Annotated in this window: 19 protein-coding genes and 1 pseudogene; 8 read left to right on the top strand and 12 right to left on the bottom strand. The window is 69.6% G+C overall.

The features are described 5' to 3' along the window. Positions 1 to 1028: 1028 nt before the first annotated feature. The 4 genes and pseudogenes from UA74_RS20350 to UA74_RS34040 all read right to left on the bottom strand — a co-directional run bounded on the left by UA74_RS20350 (position 1029) and on the right by UA74_RS34040 (position 4706). Positions 1029 to 2594 carry a serine/threonine-protein kinase gene (locus UA74_RS20350; RefSeq protein ID WP_075765216.1) on the bottom strand — a complete coding sequence of 522 codons (1566 nt, stop codon included), beginning with the start codon at positions 2592 to 2594 and terminating at the stop codon, positions 1029 to 1031. Between the two features lie 338 nt (positions 2595 to 2932). Beyond that, positions 2933 to 3571 (bottom strand): TetR/AcrR family transcriptional regulator, encoded by a 639-nt coding sequence (locus UA74_RS20345; RefSeq protein ID WP_075741692.1) that lies wholly within the window; start codon positions 3569 to 3571, stop codon positions 2933 to 2935. A gap of 11 nt (positions 3572 to 3582) precedes the next feature. Next, a pseudogene (locus UA74_RS20340) lies at positions 3583 to 4404 on the bottom strand (alpha/beta fold hydrolase); the annotation flags it as partial. 179 nt (positions 4405 to 4583) lie between these two features. After that, complete coding sequence (locus tag UA74_RS34040) at positions 4584 to 4706, bottom strand: hypothetical protein (RefSeq protein ID WP_257787480.1); 123 nt, start codon at positions 4704 to 4706, stop codon at positions 4584 to 4586. Between the two features lie 162 nt (positions 4707 to 4868). Here UA74_RS34040 and UA74_RS20335 point away from each other — a divergent pair, with 162 nt between their 5' ends. Then, a complete protein-coding gene (locus UA74_RS20335) occupies positions 4869 to 5417 on the top strand; it encodes a hypothetical protein (RefSeq protein ID WP_075741690.1) in 549 nt (182 codons plus the stop codon). Further along, a complete protein-coding gene (locus UA74_RS20330) occupies positions 5414 to 6964 on the top strand; it encodes a multicopper oxidase family protein (RefSeq protein WP_075741689.1) in 1551 nt (516 codons plus the stop codon). The genes UA74_RS20335 and UA74_RS20330 overlap by 4 nt, the downstream gene beginning before the upstream one ends. Before the next feature lie 98 nt (positions 6965 to 7062). Here UA74_RS20330 and UA74_RS20325 read toward each other — a convergent pair whose 3' ends face one another. Continuing rightward, positions 7063 to 7932, bottom strand: a complete 870-nt coding sequence (locus tag UA74_RS20325) for an NAD(P)H-binding protein (protein ID WP_075766255.1) — start codon at positions 7930 to 7932, stop codon at positions 7063 to 7065. A 95-nt stretch (positions 7933 to 8027) separates the two neighbouring features. On the opposite strand from UA74_RS20325, the gene UA74_RS20320 reads away from it, so the two are divergent. Further along, positions 8028 to 8873, top strand: coding sequence for a helix-turn-helix domain-containing protein (locus UA74_RS20320; RefSeq protein ID WP_083683398.1), 846 nt, complete (start codon positions 8028 to 8030; stop codon positions 8871 to 8873). Between the two features lie 302 nt (positions 8874 to 9175). Here the strand turns inward: UA74_RS20320 and UA74_RS20315 are convergent, their stop codons facing one another. From UA74_RS20315 to UA74_RS32240, 4 genes are all read right to left on the bottom strand, one after another. Then, a complete protein-coding gene (locus tag UA74_RS20315) occupies positions 9176 to 10372 on the bottom strand; it encodes a MarR family winged helix-turn-helix transcriptional regulator (protein WP_075741687.1) in 1197 nt (398 codons plus the stop codon). 94 nt (positions 10373 to 10466) lie between these two features. Next, the gene (locus UA74_RS20310) at positions 10467 to 10718 is read right to left on the bottom strand and encodes a hypothetical protein (RefSeq protein ID WP_075741686.1); all 252 of its coding nucleotides are present in this window, start codon (positions 10716 to 10718) and stop codon (positions 10467 to 10469) included. Beyond that, positions 10715 to 11245, bottom strand: coding sequence for a hypothetical protein (locus tag UA74_RS20305; RefSeq protein ID WP_075741685.1), 531 nt, complete (start codon positions 11243 to 11245; stop codon positions 10715 to 10717). The genes UA74_RS20310 and UA74_RS20305 overlap by 4 nt, the downstream gene beginning before the upstream one ends. Further along, a complete protein-coding gene (locus UA74_RS32240) occupies positions 11242 to 11418 on the bottom strand; it encodes a hypothetical protein (RefSeq protein ID WP_157434335.1) in 177 nt (58 codons plus the stop codon). The genes UA74_RS20305 and UA74_RS32240 overlap by 4 nt, the downstream gene beginning before the upstream one ends. 365 nt (positions 11419 to 11783) lie before the next feature. Between UA74_RS32240 and UA74_RS20300 the strand changes: the two genes are divergently transcribed. The 5 genes from UA74_RS20300 to UA74_RS32225 all read left to right on the top strand — a co-directional run bounded on the left by UA74_RS20300 (position 11784) and on the right by UA74_RS32225 (position 14069). Then, a complete protein-coding gene (locus UA74_RS20300) occupies positions 11784 to 12632 on the top strand; it encodes a helix-turn-helix domain-containing protein (RefSeq protein WP_075741684.1) in 849 nt (282 codons plus the stop codon). Continuing rightward, on the top strand, positions 12629 to 12826 hold the full coding sequence (locus UA74_RS20295; RefSeq protein WP_075741683.1) for a DUF397 domain-containing protein: 198 nt from the start codon (positions 12629 to 12631) through the stop codon (positions 12824 to 12826). Before UA74_RS20300 ends, UA74_RS20295 begins: the two co-directional genes overlap by 4 nt. A gap of 148 nt (positions 12827 to 12974) precedes the next feature. Beyond that, a complete protein-coding gene (locus tag UA74_RS32235; RefSeq protein WP_157442296.1) occupies positions 12975 to 13418 on the top strand; it encodes a hypothetical protein in 444 nt (147 codons plus the stop codon). A 23-nt stretch (positions 13419 to 13441) separates the two neighbouring features. Further along, positions 13442 to 13729 (top strand): hypothetical protein, encoded by a 288-nt coding sequence (locus UA74_RS32230; protein ID WP_157442295.1) that lies wholly within the window; start codon positions 13442 to 13444, stop codon positions 13727 to 13729. Beyond that, entirely contained in the window at positions 13719 to 14069 is a 351-nt protein-coding gene (locus UA74_RS32225) for a hypothetical protein (protein ID WP_157442294.1), read from the top strand. Before UA74_RS32230 ends, UA74_RS32225 begins: the two co-directional genes overlap by 11 nt. A gap of 56 nt (positions 14070 to 14125) precedes the next feature. Here UA74_RS32225 and UA74_RS20280 read toward each other — a convergent pair whose 3' ends face one another. From UA74_RS20280 to UA74_RS20270, 3 genes are all read right to left on the bottom strand, one after another. Further along, positions 14126 to 14467, bottom strand: coding sequence for a hypothetical protein (locus tag UA74_RS20280; protein WP_075765210.1), 342 nt, complete (start codon positions 14465 to 14467; stop codon positions 14126 to 14128). Positions 14468 to 14529: 62 nt separating this feature from the next. Then, positions 14530 to 14868 carry a hypothetical protein gene (locus UA74_RS20275; RefSeq protein WP_075741679.1) on the bottom strand — a complete coding sequence of 113 codons (339 nt, stop codon included), beginning with the start codon at positions 14866 to 14868 and terminating at the stop codon, positions 14530 to 14532. Further along, positions 14865 to 15074, bottom strand: a complete 210-nt coding sequence (locus UA74_RS20270; RefSeq protein WP_157442293.1) for a hypothetical protein — start codon at positions 15072 to 15074, stop codon at positions 14865 to 14867. The genes UA74_RS20275 and UA74_RS20270 overlap by 4 nt, the downstream gene beginning before the upstream one ends. Between the last annotated feature and the right edge of the window lie 99 nt (positions 15075 to 15173).

Below are 15173 nucleotides of genomic sequence, written 5' to 3'. Positions count from 1 at the left end.
CCAGGCCGGGCTCGGATCGAAGTCCCGCGTCCGGTCGACGCTGTCGTATCGAGGTGAATGGCGTCGGAGGTGAGTCGATTCAGTACGCGCAGGCGATCGACGTCACATTCATGTGGTGCCACCGGGTGCGAGACGCCCGAGACTATTGCGGAGCGTGACAACCAACTTCACCCATTCGGCTGAATCGGATTGCGCGAGCCTCACGGGGCTTGCGCCGAACGGCGGTGTCGGGTCCAGTGCGTGGCGGCTGGCGACGGGTGGTCGATGTCGTCACCGTGCGTGTTCCGGCTGCGTGCGGATATCGGGGCCGGGTGGTCACTCGGGCTGGCGGCATAACCGATTCGGTCCCCGCCGAAAAAGTAGATACACGGCCCCGCTGGACCGGGGGTGATCCGGGGAAATAGCGGATCGGGCGACGGGAATGGAGATACCCGGTTCGGTGCTTGGGGAACGCGACGGAGGCGCCCGGTCACCGAAGGTCCGGTCACCGGAATTGCACGGTGCGTATGCATTTCCAGGGTGCAGGCGGAGTGGAGCGAAAGGTCGCTCCGACTGCCGACGGGAATCTCGGCGAGCCACTGTTCACTGTCGGTTCGCCGCGTCGATTTCGCGCCTCGGTCATTCGTGTCGTCGGCAGGCTCGAATCAACCCGGCGTCGTCGACGCGGACGCCCGCTGCCGGTCGTTCAGCCGTCGTCCTGCGATGCCTCGGCGGCGATACCAGGCGCCGGCGTGGCAGACGAAGGAGGAGGTGGGCCGAACCCGCCCGAGATCCGCGTCGGTGCCGTCCGCCTGCCAACTCGGCGGTGACGTGCTCAGGCGATCAGGCCGCCGCAGGTCTCGCCGCAGTGTGCTCGCCGCAGGCCGCCCTGCCGGGCCGCAACGACGGATGACGCTCCGGTCGGCGGTCCGGCCGACGGACGAGCGCGCGACTGCGATCCCCCGCCCAGGCGGGGTCTGCCCGCATCCCGGCCCGAGCGTCGCGACGGACGTCCGGGACGGATCGGCGCCTGCCCCGATCGGCCTGCCTCAGCCGCTGGTCTCCTCGTCCGGCGGCGGGTCCTGGCCGTCGTCGCCACCACCGTCGTCTCCGCCGCCTGGTGGGGTGTCGTCAGTCGGAGCGGGGGCCTCGGTGGGCGACGGGGTCGGGGCGGCGGGCGTGGTGGTCTCCGGCGGCTCGGTGGGCTCAGACGGGGGCGGCTCCGGGACGGTCGTGGCGTCACTCCCGTCGGGCCGGCCGTTCTGCGGCGGTGGGGCGGGCTGATACCCCGGATCAGCACCGCCCGGATCGGCGCCCTCGTCGATCGGGGTGCTGGACTCGGTGGTGTTGGTGGGTGTGTGCTGCTCCGTGGTCTGATCCGGATCTGAACCCGACGGCACCCGGGCATCGTCGGCGTCGTTCCCGGAGAGCAGCGTGCTGATGACGAGCACGACCGCCGCGACCGCGAGCACGCCGCCGCCTGCCAGCACGGCGGGCTTGCGCCAGAAGGGCTCCGGCGGCGGGGGCGGGGTACGCCTCGACGGCCGGGCCGCTCCCGGTCGGACCTCGCCGGGCTCTGCGTAGCCGGGGTGGGTGTGGCCGGGCGGAGACTGACCGGCGTGGGTGCGGGCGGGGCGGGCGTCGAGCCGTGTCGCGCCTGCCTGGGCACCTGCGGCGGACCCGGCGGCGATGGTGGTCGCCTGCGCTCCGGGCGGGGTGGTCGGCCCGGTGGGGGCCAAGACGGTGTGCCCACCGTCGCCGGAGTCGTGCAGCGGCGTCAGCCCGGTCGCGGTGCCGCCGCCCGCCACCTCGGCGAGGACACGCTGCGTCTCGGGCATGGTGATCCGCTGTTCGGGATCGGCCGCCAGCATGTGCATCAGCACCGGGGTCAGTTCGCCTGCCCGCTCCGGCGGCTTGAAGTCGCCCGCCGCGACGGCGTGCAGGATGGCCAGGCCGTTGTCACTGGTGCCGAAGGGCGGCAACCCCTCGATCGCCGCGTAGAGCGTGGAGCCGAGCGAGAAGACGTCGGAGGCGGGCAGCGACGGACGTCCCTTGGCCACTTCGGGCGCCAGATACGCGGGGGTGCCCGCGAGCATCCCCGTCTTGGTGACGGTGACGTCACCGGCCGCGCGCGAGATCCCGAAGTCGACGATCTTCACGATGCCGTCCTCGCCCAGCAGCACGTTCCCCGGCTTGACGTCCCGGTGCACGACGCCCGCGACGTGTGCGGCGTGCAGCGCCGAGGCGACCTGGGTGCCGATCCTGGCGACCTCCCGGATGTCCATCGGGCCTTCGGCGGCCATGGTGGCCGAGAGGTTGCGCGAGGCCATGTACTCCATGACGAGGCACGGCTGCTCGTCGTGCTCGACGACGTCGTAGACCGAGATCGCATGGGGATGCTGGAGCCGAGCGGCGATCCGCCCCTCGCGGAAGGCCCGTTCCCGAGCCTCCTCGGCAGCGGACTCCTCCAGGCCGGGCGACAGGAGAAGCTGCTTGACCGCCACGACGCGACCGAGCCGCTCGTCCTGTGCCTTCCAGACGACGCCCATCGCACCGCTGCCGATACGGTCCAGCAGGCGGTAGCGTCCCGCGACCAGCCGCCCTTCCTGATCCACCCGTTCCTCCGTACGTCGCTCCGTGACCACGAAAGCGCATTGGTTCTCGCCGTGTCCCGACTCGCACCCGAGGGGGTCGCCCTGGGTCGATCGGCTCGAAGAGTCTGACAGGAGGCGATCCGGCGTCGATCACTGGTGTGGCCTGTCCGTGATCTTCCGGCCGAGCCCCGTGCGTGCCCCGACCCCGTTGATCTCGACCGGTCGTCGGAGGAGCCGTGCCTGCGTCGGGCTGTCGTCGTCCTGGCCCGGCCGCAGTCCGCGTCGCACGTGCCGCCCTGGGCATTCCGGCGACTCGCGCGCCGGACGAGGACGGTCGCACCGCATCGTCGGCCCCGGTACTACGGTACGTGGCCGGCGGCGGCCTGCTGCCGCGCGAAGCCGTCGAGCATCGCCCGCAGTCCCGCCTCGTACTGTTCGTCTGGTCGGTAGCCCTCGGCCATCGCCTCGACGAGATGAGGATAGTCGGCCGGGCTGATCGCCTCGCGCGGTGCCCGGGTTGGCCCGCCCAGCGGCGCCCCCACCTCGGCGAGGACGAAGCCGATGGTGAACGCGCGGCAGGCGTGGGTGATCTCCATGGCGGACCTGGCGGTGAGGCCTTCCTCCCGCAGCCTGCCGACGGCCCGATCGGCGGGCCCGAGCACCGAGGCCGTGTAGGCGGGCCTTGTCGCGATCACCGCAACGGCATGGGGATGCCGCCGCAGCACCTCGCGCAGTCGTCGCAGGTAGACGGCCAGCATCTCGGGCCACGGGCCGGGGAGGGCGGCCGCGTCGACGTCGACCTCGGAGTACACCGCCTCCACGACGCCGTCGAAGAGGGCGGCCTTGTCCGGCAGGTGGTAGTAGACGGCCATCGCGTCGACGCCGAGTTCGGCGCCGAGCCTGCGCATGGACAGCGCGTCCAGTCCGTCTCGGTCGATCACGGCGAGGGCGGTGTGGATGATGCGCTCGCGGCTCAGCACGGGCCTGCGGGTGGCCATGGCCCGCCAGATTACCGACCAGAGTCCGGCCTGCTCCCGGTGCCCCGAGGAGGCAGCGCTGCCACGGCGTGGCGCAGCGCGCGGGCGAAGGAGTCGGGATGGGTGCGGAACGACGTGTGATGACCGGGGAAGTCGACGAACTCGACGCCGAGGAGTCCCGCCAGGACCTCGCCCGCGCGGTGGTAGTAGAAGGATCTGCTCTCCCGGCCGCCCGCGAACAGGATCGGCACGCCGCAGGCGCGGAGCGCGGCGACGTCGGGGACGTGGGAGACCAGCGGCGCGACCTCCCTGGCCATCAGGAACTCGACGTTGCCGAGCAGCCGTGCCCGATGCCTGCCCTCCGGCGTCTCGGCGGCGGGGGCGGACCGCCTGCGTGACCACCGGTCCGCGAGTCGAAGGGCGACGGGCAGCGCGGCGGCGGCCGTCCGACGTCCGGCCGGATGTCGGAGCAGCGTGGGCGGCCGGTGCCTGCCGATCGTCGAGCTGAACAACAGGAACGCGGGCAGGGCCCCCTCCTCGCGGGTCACGCGATCGATCTCGACGAAGAACGCCGCCTGTTCCTCGGCGTCCGGCAGCACGGTGATGATCGGCGGCTCGTGGGCCACGAGACCGCTGACCGACGCCGGATGCCGAAGCGCCAGTTCGAGGCCGATGGTCGCGCCGGAGCTGTTGCCGAACACCAGACCTGCGTCGGCGCCTGCGGCGGTCAGTGCGGCTCTGGCGTCGCCGCACTGCTGGGGCAGGCTCAGGGGCGCCCCGTCGTCCCGGTCGAGCCTGCTGCGGGAGTTGCCGCGCCGGTCGTAGGTCAGCACCGTGTGGGTCTCGGCGAGACGATCGCCGACCGCGGAGTAAGAGCCTGTCCTTGATCCCCACTGTCCTGTTGCGCGGGGCCAGCGCGGCGATCTGCGGCGTTGTCGTCAGTCGACATAACTCCGTTATGTCTTTTTCCTCCGCCTGGCAGCTCATCCACGCTGATCCCCGCTCACGACTCCAGGGGGATCAAAGACAGGCTCTAAGAGCCTGCGTCGCCGCCCCCGCCCGCGATCAGCGGCAGCGCGGGCCCGCTGCCGCGTCGTTCGACGTGAAGTACACCGCCGTCCACCTCGATGACGTCGATGTCCGGTCTGTTCGCCATGTCCGAGTCCCCTGCGCGTCCTGAGTTGCCATGCGGGCCCGCCGCCGTCGCGCTGTCGGAGCGGCGGGCCGCCTGCTCTCGGCCGGTCCGTCCTGCGGCGTCTGCCGTGTTCTACGATGTAGAAAATTACTCTACGGCGTAGAAATCAACGAGAGGGCTCGGATGGGGACGCGGGACAGGCCGGAACGATCCTCGGCGCACCGGGACGGAGGTGCCGGGGTGCGGGGCGCGCTGCGCCGCTGGATGTATCTGCCCTACGGCCTGTTGACGAGCGCGGTCGCCGTGGCCGTCTTCCTCCAGGCGGTGCTGGCCGGACAGTTCCTCTCCGGGACGTTCGGCTCCCTGCAACGACATCAGGACGGCGCTGCGCTGACCGACATGCTGCTGATCACCGCGATCCTGGTCGCGATCCCGCTGCGGTGGCCGGGACGTGGCCCCCGCTGGCCGATCTTCGCGCCGCTCGGTCTGCTCAGTCTCACCATCGCCCAGAACGTGGCGGGCTTCGAACGGGTGCTCACCGTGCACATCCCGCTCGGGGTGACGATCATCCTGCTCGCCGCGCTGCTGGCGGTGCGGTCCTGGCGGCTCGTCCCGCATCAGGGGCCTGCCCCGGAGACGGGCGCGTCTGCCGAGACCCCGGCCGACGCCGACCGGCCCCGTACCACGGCGCAGACCGCCCCGGCCCCGACCACGGCGAGGAGCAGCGCATGACCTCGCTGACCAGACGGAATCTGCTGCGCGGTCTGGGACTCGGGGCGGTCGGCGCGGCGATCGGCGTGCCGCTCGTCGCCGGGATCGCCGGGTCCGACTCGACGGGCCTGCTGCTGACCAGCCGCCTCCCGCTGCCCACGCCCTTCACCCTGCCCGCCGTGATCCCGCCCGTGCTCGCTCCGACTCGGGTCGACGCGGCGGCCGATCACTACGAGCTGACCCAGCGCGCCGCCCGGGTGGAGATCATTCCGGGCGTCTCGACCGAGATCTGGGGCTACGACGGCCGATTCCCCGGCCCCACGATCGTCTCCCGGCGGGGCAGGCGGACCGTGGTCCGGCATCGCAACGAGCTGCCGGTGCCCGCCGTGGTGCACCTGCACGGCGGCCACACCCCGCCGGAGCACGACGGTTACCCCACCGACCTGATCCTGCCGGTCGGGACGTCCGCCGAGCCGCATCGCGGCGGCGGCGTGCTCGCCGAGGGGGAACGGAGCTACGACTATCCGCTGGACCAGCGCGCCGCGACCCTCTGGTACCACGACCATCGGATGGACTTCACCGCGCCGAGCGTCTGGCGTGGCCTGGCGGGCTTCCACCTGGTGACCGACGACGAGGAGGACGCCCTCCCGCTGCCCCGTGGCGAGCGCGATCTGCCGTTGATGATCGCCGACCGGTCCTTCGCGGCCGACGGGACGCTGCACTATCCGAGCCTCGACCCGACGCTGTCCGGCCGGCCGGGCGTCCAGGAGCCCTATGCGGGCGGCGTGCTCGGGGACGTGATCCTGGTGAACGGCGTGCCGTGGCCGCTGGCGGAGGTGCGCGGGGCCCGGTATCGGCTCCGCCTGCTCAACGCCTCCAACGCCCGCCGCTATCGGCTGGCCCTGGACCCGCCCCCGCCGGGCGGCGGCGGCCTCGTCCAGATCGGCACCGATGCGGGCCTGCTCGCCGCGCCGGTCCGGCACGACGCCGTCGAGCTGGCCTCGGCCCAACGCTGCGACGTGATCGTCGACTTCGGACGGTATCGACCGGGCACCGAGGTGACGCTGATCAACGAGTTCGGCGCCGGGTCGACGGCGTCGGTGCTGCGGTTCCGCGTCGGCGAGCGCATTGCCGACGACACCGCGATTCCGGAGCGGCTCAGCGAGATCGTTCCATTGGACCCGGCCGAGGCGGTCGTCACCCGCACCCTGCGCTTCCAGTCGACGCGACTGCACGGGATGTCGGGCTGGACGGTCAACGGCAGGCCGTTCCACCCCGACGAGGTCCACGCCGAACCCCGGCTGGGCACTGTGGAGATCTGGCGGCTGATCTCCGACTTCCATCACCCCGTGCACCTGCACCTGAGCCCGTTCCAGGTGCTCTCACGCGGCACCGGCGGCCCCGGCCCGTACGACCACGGCTGGCAGGACACCATCGACGTGCGCCCGGCGGAGGAGGCCGCGATCATCGTGCGCTTCGAGCGGTATGCGGGGCGATACGTGTTCCACTGCCACAACCTGGAGCACGAGGACATGATGATGATGGCGAACCTGGTCACCGTGGAGTGAGCGTGCCGCTGCCGATGCCGTCCGGTCGGCGAGGTGCGGACGGCATCGGCAGCGGTGTTCTGGGCCGATCAATCGCGGCGGGTGCCTGCTCGACGTCCTCAGTCGCCGTTCTCGAAGGCCGCGCGATGCTCGCGGACCCACGCGGCGAAACTCAGCGCAGGCCGCCCCAGGACCCGCTGCACGTCGTCGGTCACGAAGTCGGCGTCTCCCCGGCGGAACTGATCCAGGCCGTACTCGGTCACCTTGACGATAGATTCGTCCATCCCGGCGGCGAGCATCTGCTGCCGAACGGTCGCCAGGTCGACCTCGACGACGGGCACCGGCCGGTCGAGTTCCGCCGCGAGCACCGCAGTCTGGTCGGGAACGCTCAGCGTCTCGGGGCCGGTGAGGGTGTAGACCGTGCCGTCGTGCTCGGGCGACAGCAGCGCCGCCGTCGCGACCTCGGCCACGTCGCGGGGATCGACCACCCCCTGGGCGCCGGTGCCCGACGTGTTCGGCACCGGCAGTCCCGCGCGAACGGACTCGGCCCACTGCAGGGCGTTGGAGGCGAAGCCCGCCGGGCGCAGCACCGTCCAGGCCAGCCCGCTGCCCCGCACCGCCTGCTCGCCGGGAAGATGCCAGTCGGCGGGGCGGGTCCCGGTGGGGTCCTCGCCGGTGCTGATCGCGGAGAGCTTGACGATGCGCTGCACCCCCGCCGTGGTCGCCGCCGCGACGAGGTTCTGCTCCTGTTCCGGCAGCCGAGGGCCGAAGGCGGTGAGCAGGAAGACCGTGTCCACGCCTGCCAGCGCCGCGGGCAGTGACTCGGGCTGGTCGAGATCGCCGCGCACGATCTGTTCGGCGGACAGGGCGGACGTCGCCGCGAGCCGCTCGGGGTCGCGGGTCATCGTACGGACCTCGGCGCCGTGCTGGCGGAGAGCGGACAGGACCAGGCTGCCGATGGTGCCGGTGGCACCGGTGATCAGGATCATGGCGACGAGCATGTCGGGCAGGAGCGAGGAACTATAGGAAGATTCGGCGGTCGGCTGCGGTGCCGCGTCCGGGCCGGGGCGGTTAACGTGCCGGTATGAGCGCGATGCCAGCGCCGCCGGTGGATGAGGCGGCTCCGGTGCAGGCGGGTCGCCGGGAGACACTGCCCGTGCACTCGGCGCTGCGCCCGTGGATCGAGTCGGTCAGCCTCGACGACGTCGGCGGCGTGACGGGCCCGCGACGCCGCACCCATCCGCCGGACCCGGCCACCGCCCTGGTGTGGCGCATCACGGCCGAAGGTGACAGCGACCTGCTCGTGCTGGGCCCGCGTACCCACGCGGCCTACCGCGCAGGGAAGGAGCTGCCGCTGTGCGTGCAGCTTCGCATTCGGCCCGGCCACGCTCAGACGCTCCTCGGCGTGGCCGTCGACGAGATCGCCGACCGCACCGTGCCGTTGCGCACGCTGTGGGGCAGGCAGGCCGCGCTGCTGGCCGAGGAGTTGACCGAACTCGGCGTCGACCCGCCCGGCGTGCTGCATCGACTGGAGACGACGCTGCTCGGCCGCCTGACGAGCCGGGCCGGGCCGGGGCTCGATCGGGCGGGTCTCCTGCGGGAGGCCACCGCCCGACTGGCAGGCGGGCTGCGCCGGACCCCTGAGCGACTCGGCGACGCCGCCCGCGATCTGGGACTCAGCGAGCGGCAGTTGCGCACCGTCTTCACCAGGGCCGTCGGCCTCTCCCCGCGTCGCTTCGCCCGCGTCACCCGGGTGCGGACGGTCCTGGCCGCCACCGGCGCGGGCGTGGGCTCCTGGTCCCGGCTGGCCGCCGACGCGGGCTACTACGACCAGTCGCACCTGACGGCGGAGTTCCGCGAGGTCATGCAGGTGACGCCGGGCCGCTTCGCGGCGGGCAGTCTGCCGGAGGCTGTGCCGTGCCGGAGCTGAGGACTTCGCTGCCTCGCCTCGGCGGGTTGCGGGCGGTCGTCTCGTCGTCGGTGTGACCGGCGGAGTGCGGTGCGGGGGCGGCAGGTCAACCCCGTGACGGACTTCGCCGCTCCGGCCGAGGGCGGGCTGGAGACCCTCCACTCTGGAGTGACCTGGATCACGTGGTCGAAAGCGGGGTTCCGACGCCCTAAACTCCCTGGTCAACAAGTATCGGCCCCGCGCATGCGGGGATGTCTCGTAGTCGACCGCAGCACCCATCGCCGCACCGACATCGGCCCGCGTACGTGGACCCGACTCGTTGGTCAGCGGCGTAGTCGGTTGAGGAGGGTGACGAGGATGGTGCGGTCTCGGGGTGCCAGTGCGGTGGCGGGAAGGCTGTCGGCCGTCGCGGTCCGGAGGGTGTCGATGACCTCTTCGAGGAAGGCGATGCCGGGGTCGGTGAGTGCCAGTCGTTTCTCGTTGCCTCGGCCGGTGACGGTGAGGTAGCCGCGGTCGGCGAGGCGGGTGACGCTGTGGTCGAGGCTGCGGGGTGGGAGGTCGAGTGCGGTGTTGGTGATGGCCTTGCGCATCGGTCGGGGTGCGCGGGCGAGCAGGCGCAGGAGTCGGTAGTCGTAGACGGTGATGCCGTGGTTGTTGCGCAGGGCGTCGGCGGGTTGCACGGTCCAGCGTTGGACGGCGGCGATCAGCGTCTCCCACATCACCCAGGGCTCGGCCGCCACGGTGCCCGCGCCGACGGCGACATCCAGGGGAACCGGCGGAACGGGCGGGCCTGCGGGCTTCGCCGTACCGGGCGCGATCGGCGGCGGCGAGGCTGCTCCCGCCCGCGTGATCGCCGCCGGTGTCGAGCGCGTCCCGTCGGATGTCGAGCCGTGGGCCGGAGGGCCGGACAGCACTGGAACATCGGTCGGCCTGGTGACGGACATTCGCCGTTCTCTCCTTCGGATAGCCGTGGTGGGTTCGGGTGTCGTGCCGTCCTCGGTCGCATCGGCGGAGCAGACAGCCGACCTGCCGAACGGGCTCGATGACGTGCGGAGCAGGCAGAGGGTGCAGGGAGCGCCGTCGCCGGGCCGGAGGTGGTCGACGGGGTCACCGACGTGGAACACCTGCCCGCACCGGGCGATGAGCGCGGCGGGCGGCTCGGCGGCGGGGCCGAGTTCGATGACGTGCACCGGGACGGTGCCGGGCCGGCGGACGTAGGCCCGCGCAACGGGTTCGGCGTCGTCCTCCGTCATCGGAGCGGTGTCGACGCCGATGATCACGGCCCGACAGTCGAGACAGTCGGCGGTGTGGGTGGCGGGGATGCCCAGCAGGACCTCGGCGGGCGGTGGCCCGATGACCACCAGCGCGCCGCAGAGGGCGGCGACCTGCTCGCCGTCGACCGGCATCGGATCGCCCGCCGGAACCGGGACCTGATGGCGGTCGAGGAACAGCCCCGCTGCGGGAAGGACGTCCTGCTCGACGAGCATCGGTTCGGCGGCGATCTCGCGCTCGCCGCTCATGTCCTGCCGCCGGTGATCACCAGGACATAAGGCCGAATTCTGGCTGCCTGCAACCGGTGTACGACCCGGACGACCTTGCGCGTGGTCAGGGTGTTCATCGCACGAGCACCAGGTGTCGCGGGCGTGGTGCGGCGGGGTCGAGCGCGTCGGCGAGGCAGCGCGGGCAGCGGTGTTCGTCGAAGTAGGGCACCGCGATCGGCTCCCGGTTGATCGCGGTGAACTCGGCGGTGGGCTCGCAGATCGGACGGATGCGAGCGCGCCCGTCGGCCGTCCAGTGCTCATGGTCGGCGCGGTGGGTGCCGCCGTCGTCGACGGTGCGGACGAACCACGGGCCGAGCCCGGTCATCGGCGGCCGCCGGGGATGACCTGGAGGGCGGCGGCGAGAGCGGAACTCCCGGCGCGAACGTCGGTACCGAGGTCGGCAGCGCTTCCGACGTCGTCGCGGCTGACCTCGGCGACCGAGCCGCCCATCGCGGTGTCGGTGGCCGCGCGGGCGGCGGCCAGCGCCCGGCGAAGTGCGTCGCCGAGCTCGGGGACGCGATCGGCATGCACGAGCCAGCGGCCCCGTGTCGAGGTGCGGCTGCGGATGGAGACTTCCACGCCGTCCGGCCGGGGACGGAACTGGAGCCGTCGAATGCCGGTGATGCCGTCGATCGCGGGCAGGTCGATCGCGCGCCCGGCCCAGAGCGCGTCGAGGACGTCGACCGCGTCGGTCGGGCTGATGGCGGCCCGGATCGGATCGTGACCGGGTCGGACGCCCTCGACGAGCACACCGTGCGCGCCCGAGGTGACGAACATGATGCCGCTCCTGACGTCGGTGTCGGGGTCGGTATGGGTATGGGTGTCGAGGAACAACGCGGCGAGAGTCGTCATGGCCGCACCGCCACGGCGTCGAGTCGTTCCTCGGCCAGCCGGGCCAGGATCGAGGAGAGCGCGACCGTGCGGAGGTGCGCGTGTTCGCGGGTCGGGGGAGTGCGGTAACCCCAGACGGTCAGCGGGAACCCGGTGGCCAACAGGAACATGCCGAGCGCGACGAGGCCGATCACACGACACCACCTCCCTGCGTTTGGCGGTGATGACCGAGTGCCCGCGTCCGGTCGAAAGCGGCCGCATGCTGCTTGTTCTCGCCGCAGCCCGTGACTGTCGCAATGTGGAGCCGAACCGGCGACCTCCCTGACGCGCTCTTCTCGCGCCGGGAGTCGGGCGTGGTCGCCCAGACCGCCACGAGGACAGCAGTGGGGGTCGGCAGATCGATGATCAGGGACTTAAGGGACATGAGTAGCCTCCCTAGCGGGAAGAAGGACTAGTGGTGCAAAGTTGTGCCGGTTGAGTATCAGCATGGCGCACCGTTCGGCACAATGCCCTGATCGGGTGGACACTCAGGCGTGCAGTCCCGGCTACCCTCTGGCACATGGTCGGTGCCACACCACGTGCAGCCGCGATTGGGCGAGAACTCCGCCGTGCCCGTGAAGATGCCGGGCTTACGGCCCGACAGCTTGCGCTTCGCCTCGGCAAAGCGCATACGACGGTCGGACGTTGGGAATCCGGCGAGCGTGCGCCGAAGCCCGTCGATCTAGCTGCTGCTTTGGCGATCCTCGATGTTGAGAGCGCACTGCGAGACGAACTAGTCGAACTAGCACGCGACACCGACGGCACGAAATGGGTCGCCGTCGGGCTGCCTGAGCAGACGAGGCAGATGGCCGCGATCTTGGAGACCGAGGAGCAGGCCACCCGAATCACGAGCCTGGCGCTCACCCTCATTCCTGGACTCATCCAGACGCGCGAGTATGCCCAGGCCATCATCGGTGGGGGTGGGCTTGGTGCCGACGAAGTTCGTGCCAGAGTTGCAACGAGGGTCAGCCGCCGAGACGTCCTCACGCGTCGCCGACATCCAGCCGCTTACCTCGCGCTCATTGACGAGAGTGCCCTACACAGAGGCATCGGGGACCGCGAGGTGATGGCTGACCAGCTACGGGTGATCCTCGACATGGCCAAGCGGCCCAACATTGAGATCCGCATCATTCCGCTCGGGTCTGGGTGGCACCCTGGGCTGGAGGGACCATTCGAGCTTTATGAACGTCCGGACGGGCAGGCCCTCATACACGTCGAGAACCGACGAAGCGGCCTGTTCTTCCACGAGGTTGATGACGTCGCGGCTTATCAAAACGCCGCAGACGTCGTCGCCGACGTGGCGATGAGCCCGGCCGAGTCCGTCACGCTCATCGCCGAGATCGCCACTGCACTGGAAAGGACGTCATGACGCGACCGCAGCAGCCAACCATTTGGCGGAAGTCGAGCCGATCGCAGAACACAACCAACTGCGTCGAGATCGGCCGCACCCCCGGCCGAGTCGGCATCCGCGACACTAAGAACCGCGACGGCGGCACCCTCATCGTCGGTCGCGCCGACTTCAGCAGCTTCCTCCGCGCGGTCAAGGCCGACAGGCTCGGCTGACCATCGTGCCCACGGGCGGTGTCGAGTGACCCCTTCGCTCGACACCGCCCGTTCGCTGCTTCGCGCAGAACATGCACCGCCCCGGCTGTCGGGGGCGTCGTGCGGTCCGACACCATAGGCAATGTCACCGATGGTGAGGAGTCGGATCGTGTCCGTGATCGAGGTCGTCGCGGAGCTGCGCCGTGCTTATGCCTTACTCGTCGATGCCCTCGCCGCCACCGCCCATGCCGAACAGGCGATCGACGACGGCTCCACCACCTTCGACGCCGCAACCACCGGCTCGGCTCAACCCGCAGTCGATTCGGCCCGACACTGTGCCCTCGCCGCAGCCGACGACATCCGCGCCGCGCGAGCAGCCCTCGTCGCCGCGCAAGACGTCATCGACGCCTACTGCCAAGAGATCGCCGGACACGGCATCATCGACGGCACGACGATCACCGGCCCAACCGGCACGAAACCCACACCGCCCCCCGCGACATCCCCGCCGAACCAGCCGAGCGCCCCCGCACCCCCGCAGAGCGCTACGTCGCCGAGATCGCCGAACTCCAACGCGGCGGCGTCAAGATCAGCCCCGACCGAGTCCTCCGAGTAGCCCGGCACCAACGCGGCCACCTGGTGTGGCTGGAACTCGGACACGAGGATTTTTCGGGACAAGCGCACATCTTGAAGCCAAGTCGAGTTGAGCAATTTGAGAAAGGTGGGATAAGTCGTGAAGATATCACCGATCTTGTCTTCAGCTGTCTCGAACGGGAAAAATGCGTCGGGCACCATAAGGATGCTGAAGTGTACGAGTTTGAACGCGATGGTGAAATTCGACGTATCGCCATCTTAGTGGGTAGTAATGGGTATCTTGTAACTGCCTACTTCTTCGGAAGAAAAAGGAAGCTGTCGCGTGAATTCTGAAAAAGTTGATCTGGAAATACTTGTGGGATACAGTCAAGATCCGCTCCTGTTCGATGCGCAGGATGATGACGTCTGGTACCATGCCCCGGAAGAAGCGGGGGATTTTTTCCACCTCAGCGAAGGCCTGGTTCGTGAACTTGAAGCATGGGACCGTGAATATCAGGGTACGCTGAATATCGACGACCCCAGGGAATCAGGGTTCCCCTCGGAAAATGCCTATCATACTTGGCTGAATAAGGGGAGAGAGCTCGCTTCGCGTATCAAGCGCGAATCCCCTAACGTCGGCCGTGTCGGCTACCAGGCCCGAGGCGAGTACCAGCGTGGCGAATGTGTCTTCTAATTCCCGAGCGGATCACCGTCTCCTGGTTGCCGACACGACCTCTCGTCGTCGGCTGATCAAAACATGCAGGTGCCGTCTTCGTAGTAGCCGTTGGCCTGGTAGCCGATGCTGACGGCGATCGTGGACTCCTGTTTGATGCGGGCGGCGAGTTTCTTGCCGCGTTCGATCCAGGCGTGTTCTTCATCCTTGTCGTCGAAGCCGGAGTTCTGGCCTTCGACGAGGTCGATTTGGGCCTGCCAGTGGTCGTCCCATGCGGTGAGGTCGCGGACGAGACCCTCGCTGAGCCCGAGGTATTCTCCCGTCTCCTCGATAGACCAGTTGTATCCCTCGCTGTCGTCGCGCTTGTAGTAAAAGGGTCCCTGGAACCATCCAGTGAGTATCCCGATTCTGATCGTCATGTTGTCTTCCTCTGGTGTTTGTGCGGGCGGATCTTGTTCTCATCGCCGCCGTCGTGTGGCAGCTAGAACACGCAGGTGCCGTCTTCGTAGTAGCCGTTGGCCTGGTAGTCCACGCTGGCGACAAGTGGTGATTCCTGTTTAATGCGGATGGCCAGGGCCTTGCCCCGTTCGATCCATTCGTGTTTCTCCTCATCGGTGTCGAAGCCGGAGTTCCGGCCGTCGGCGAGGTCGAGTGTGTTCTGCCATTCGTCGTCCCAGACGGTGAGGTCGCGAACGAGACCAGCGCTGAGTCCGAGATGCTCTCCCGCTGCCTCCGCCGACCAGTTCTCCATGGCACCCTCGTATGTGTAGAAGAAGGGGCCCTGTTCATAGCCTGCGAGAATCGCGATATCGAGCGTCATGGTGTCTGCCTCCGGTGCTTGTGTGAGCGGATCTTCCTCTGATCCTCGATACTGAGGGGATGGGCGGTGACGATGTAGCCATTGGAGGAGATCAAAACGCCGAACCGTCGCCGTTCACCGTCGAACTCCACCTCGTAGACCTCACGATCTACTCCGACGTAGCCGACGTGCTCACCGTGCTCGATGCCCGTGAAGATCAGGTCCACCACGCGATGCTGGGGCACACCCTTATCGGCGAACTGCCGCGCCCGTTTCGGCCGCAGAATGTGGGCGTTTCCGCGGGAGTCGATGTCGCCGGTTTCCAG

Source organism: Actinoalloteichus fjordicus, from assembly GCF_001941625.1.
Classification (GTDB): domain Bacteria; phylum Actinomycetota; class Actinomycetes; order Mycobacteriales; family Pseudonocardiaceae; genus Actinoalloteichus_A; species Actinoalloteichus_A fjordicus.
Note: the sequence above shows the minus strand (reverse complement) of the source record. Positions and strands in the feature narration are given on the sequence as shown.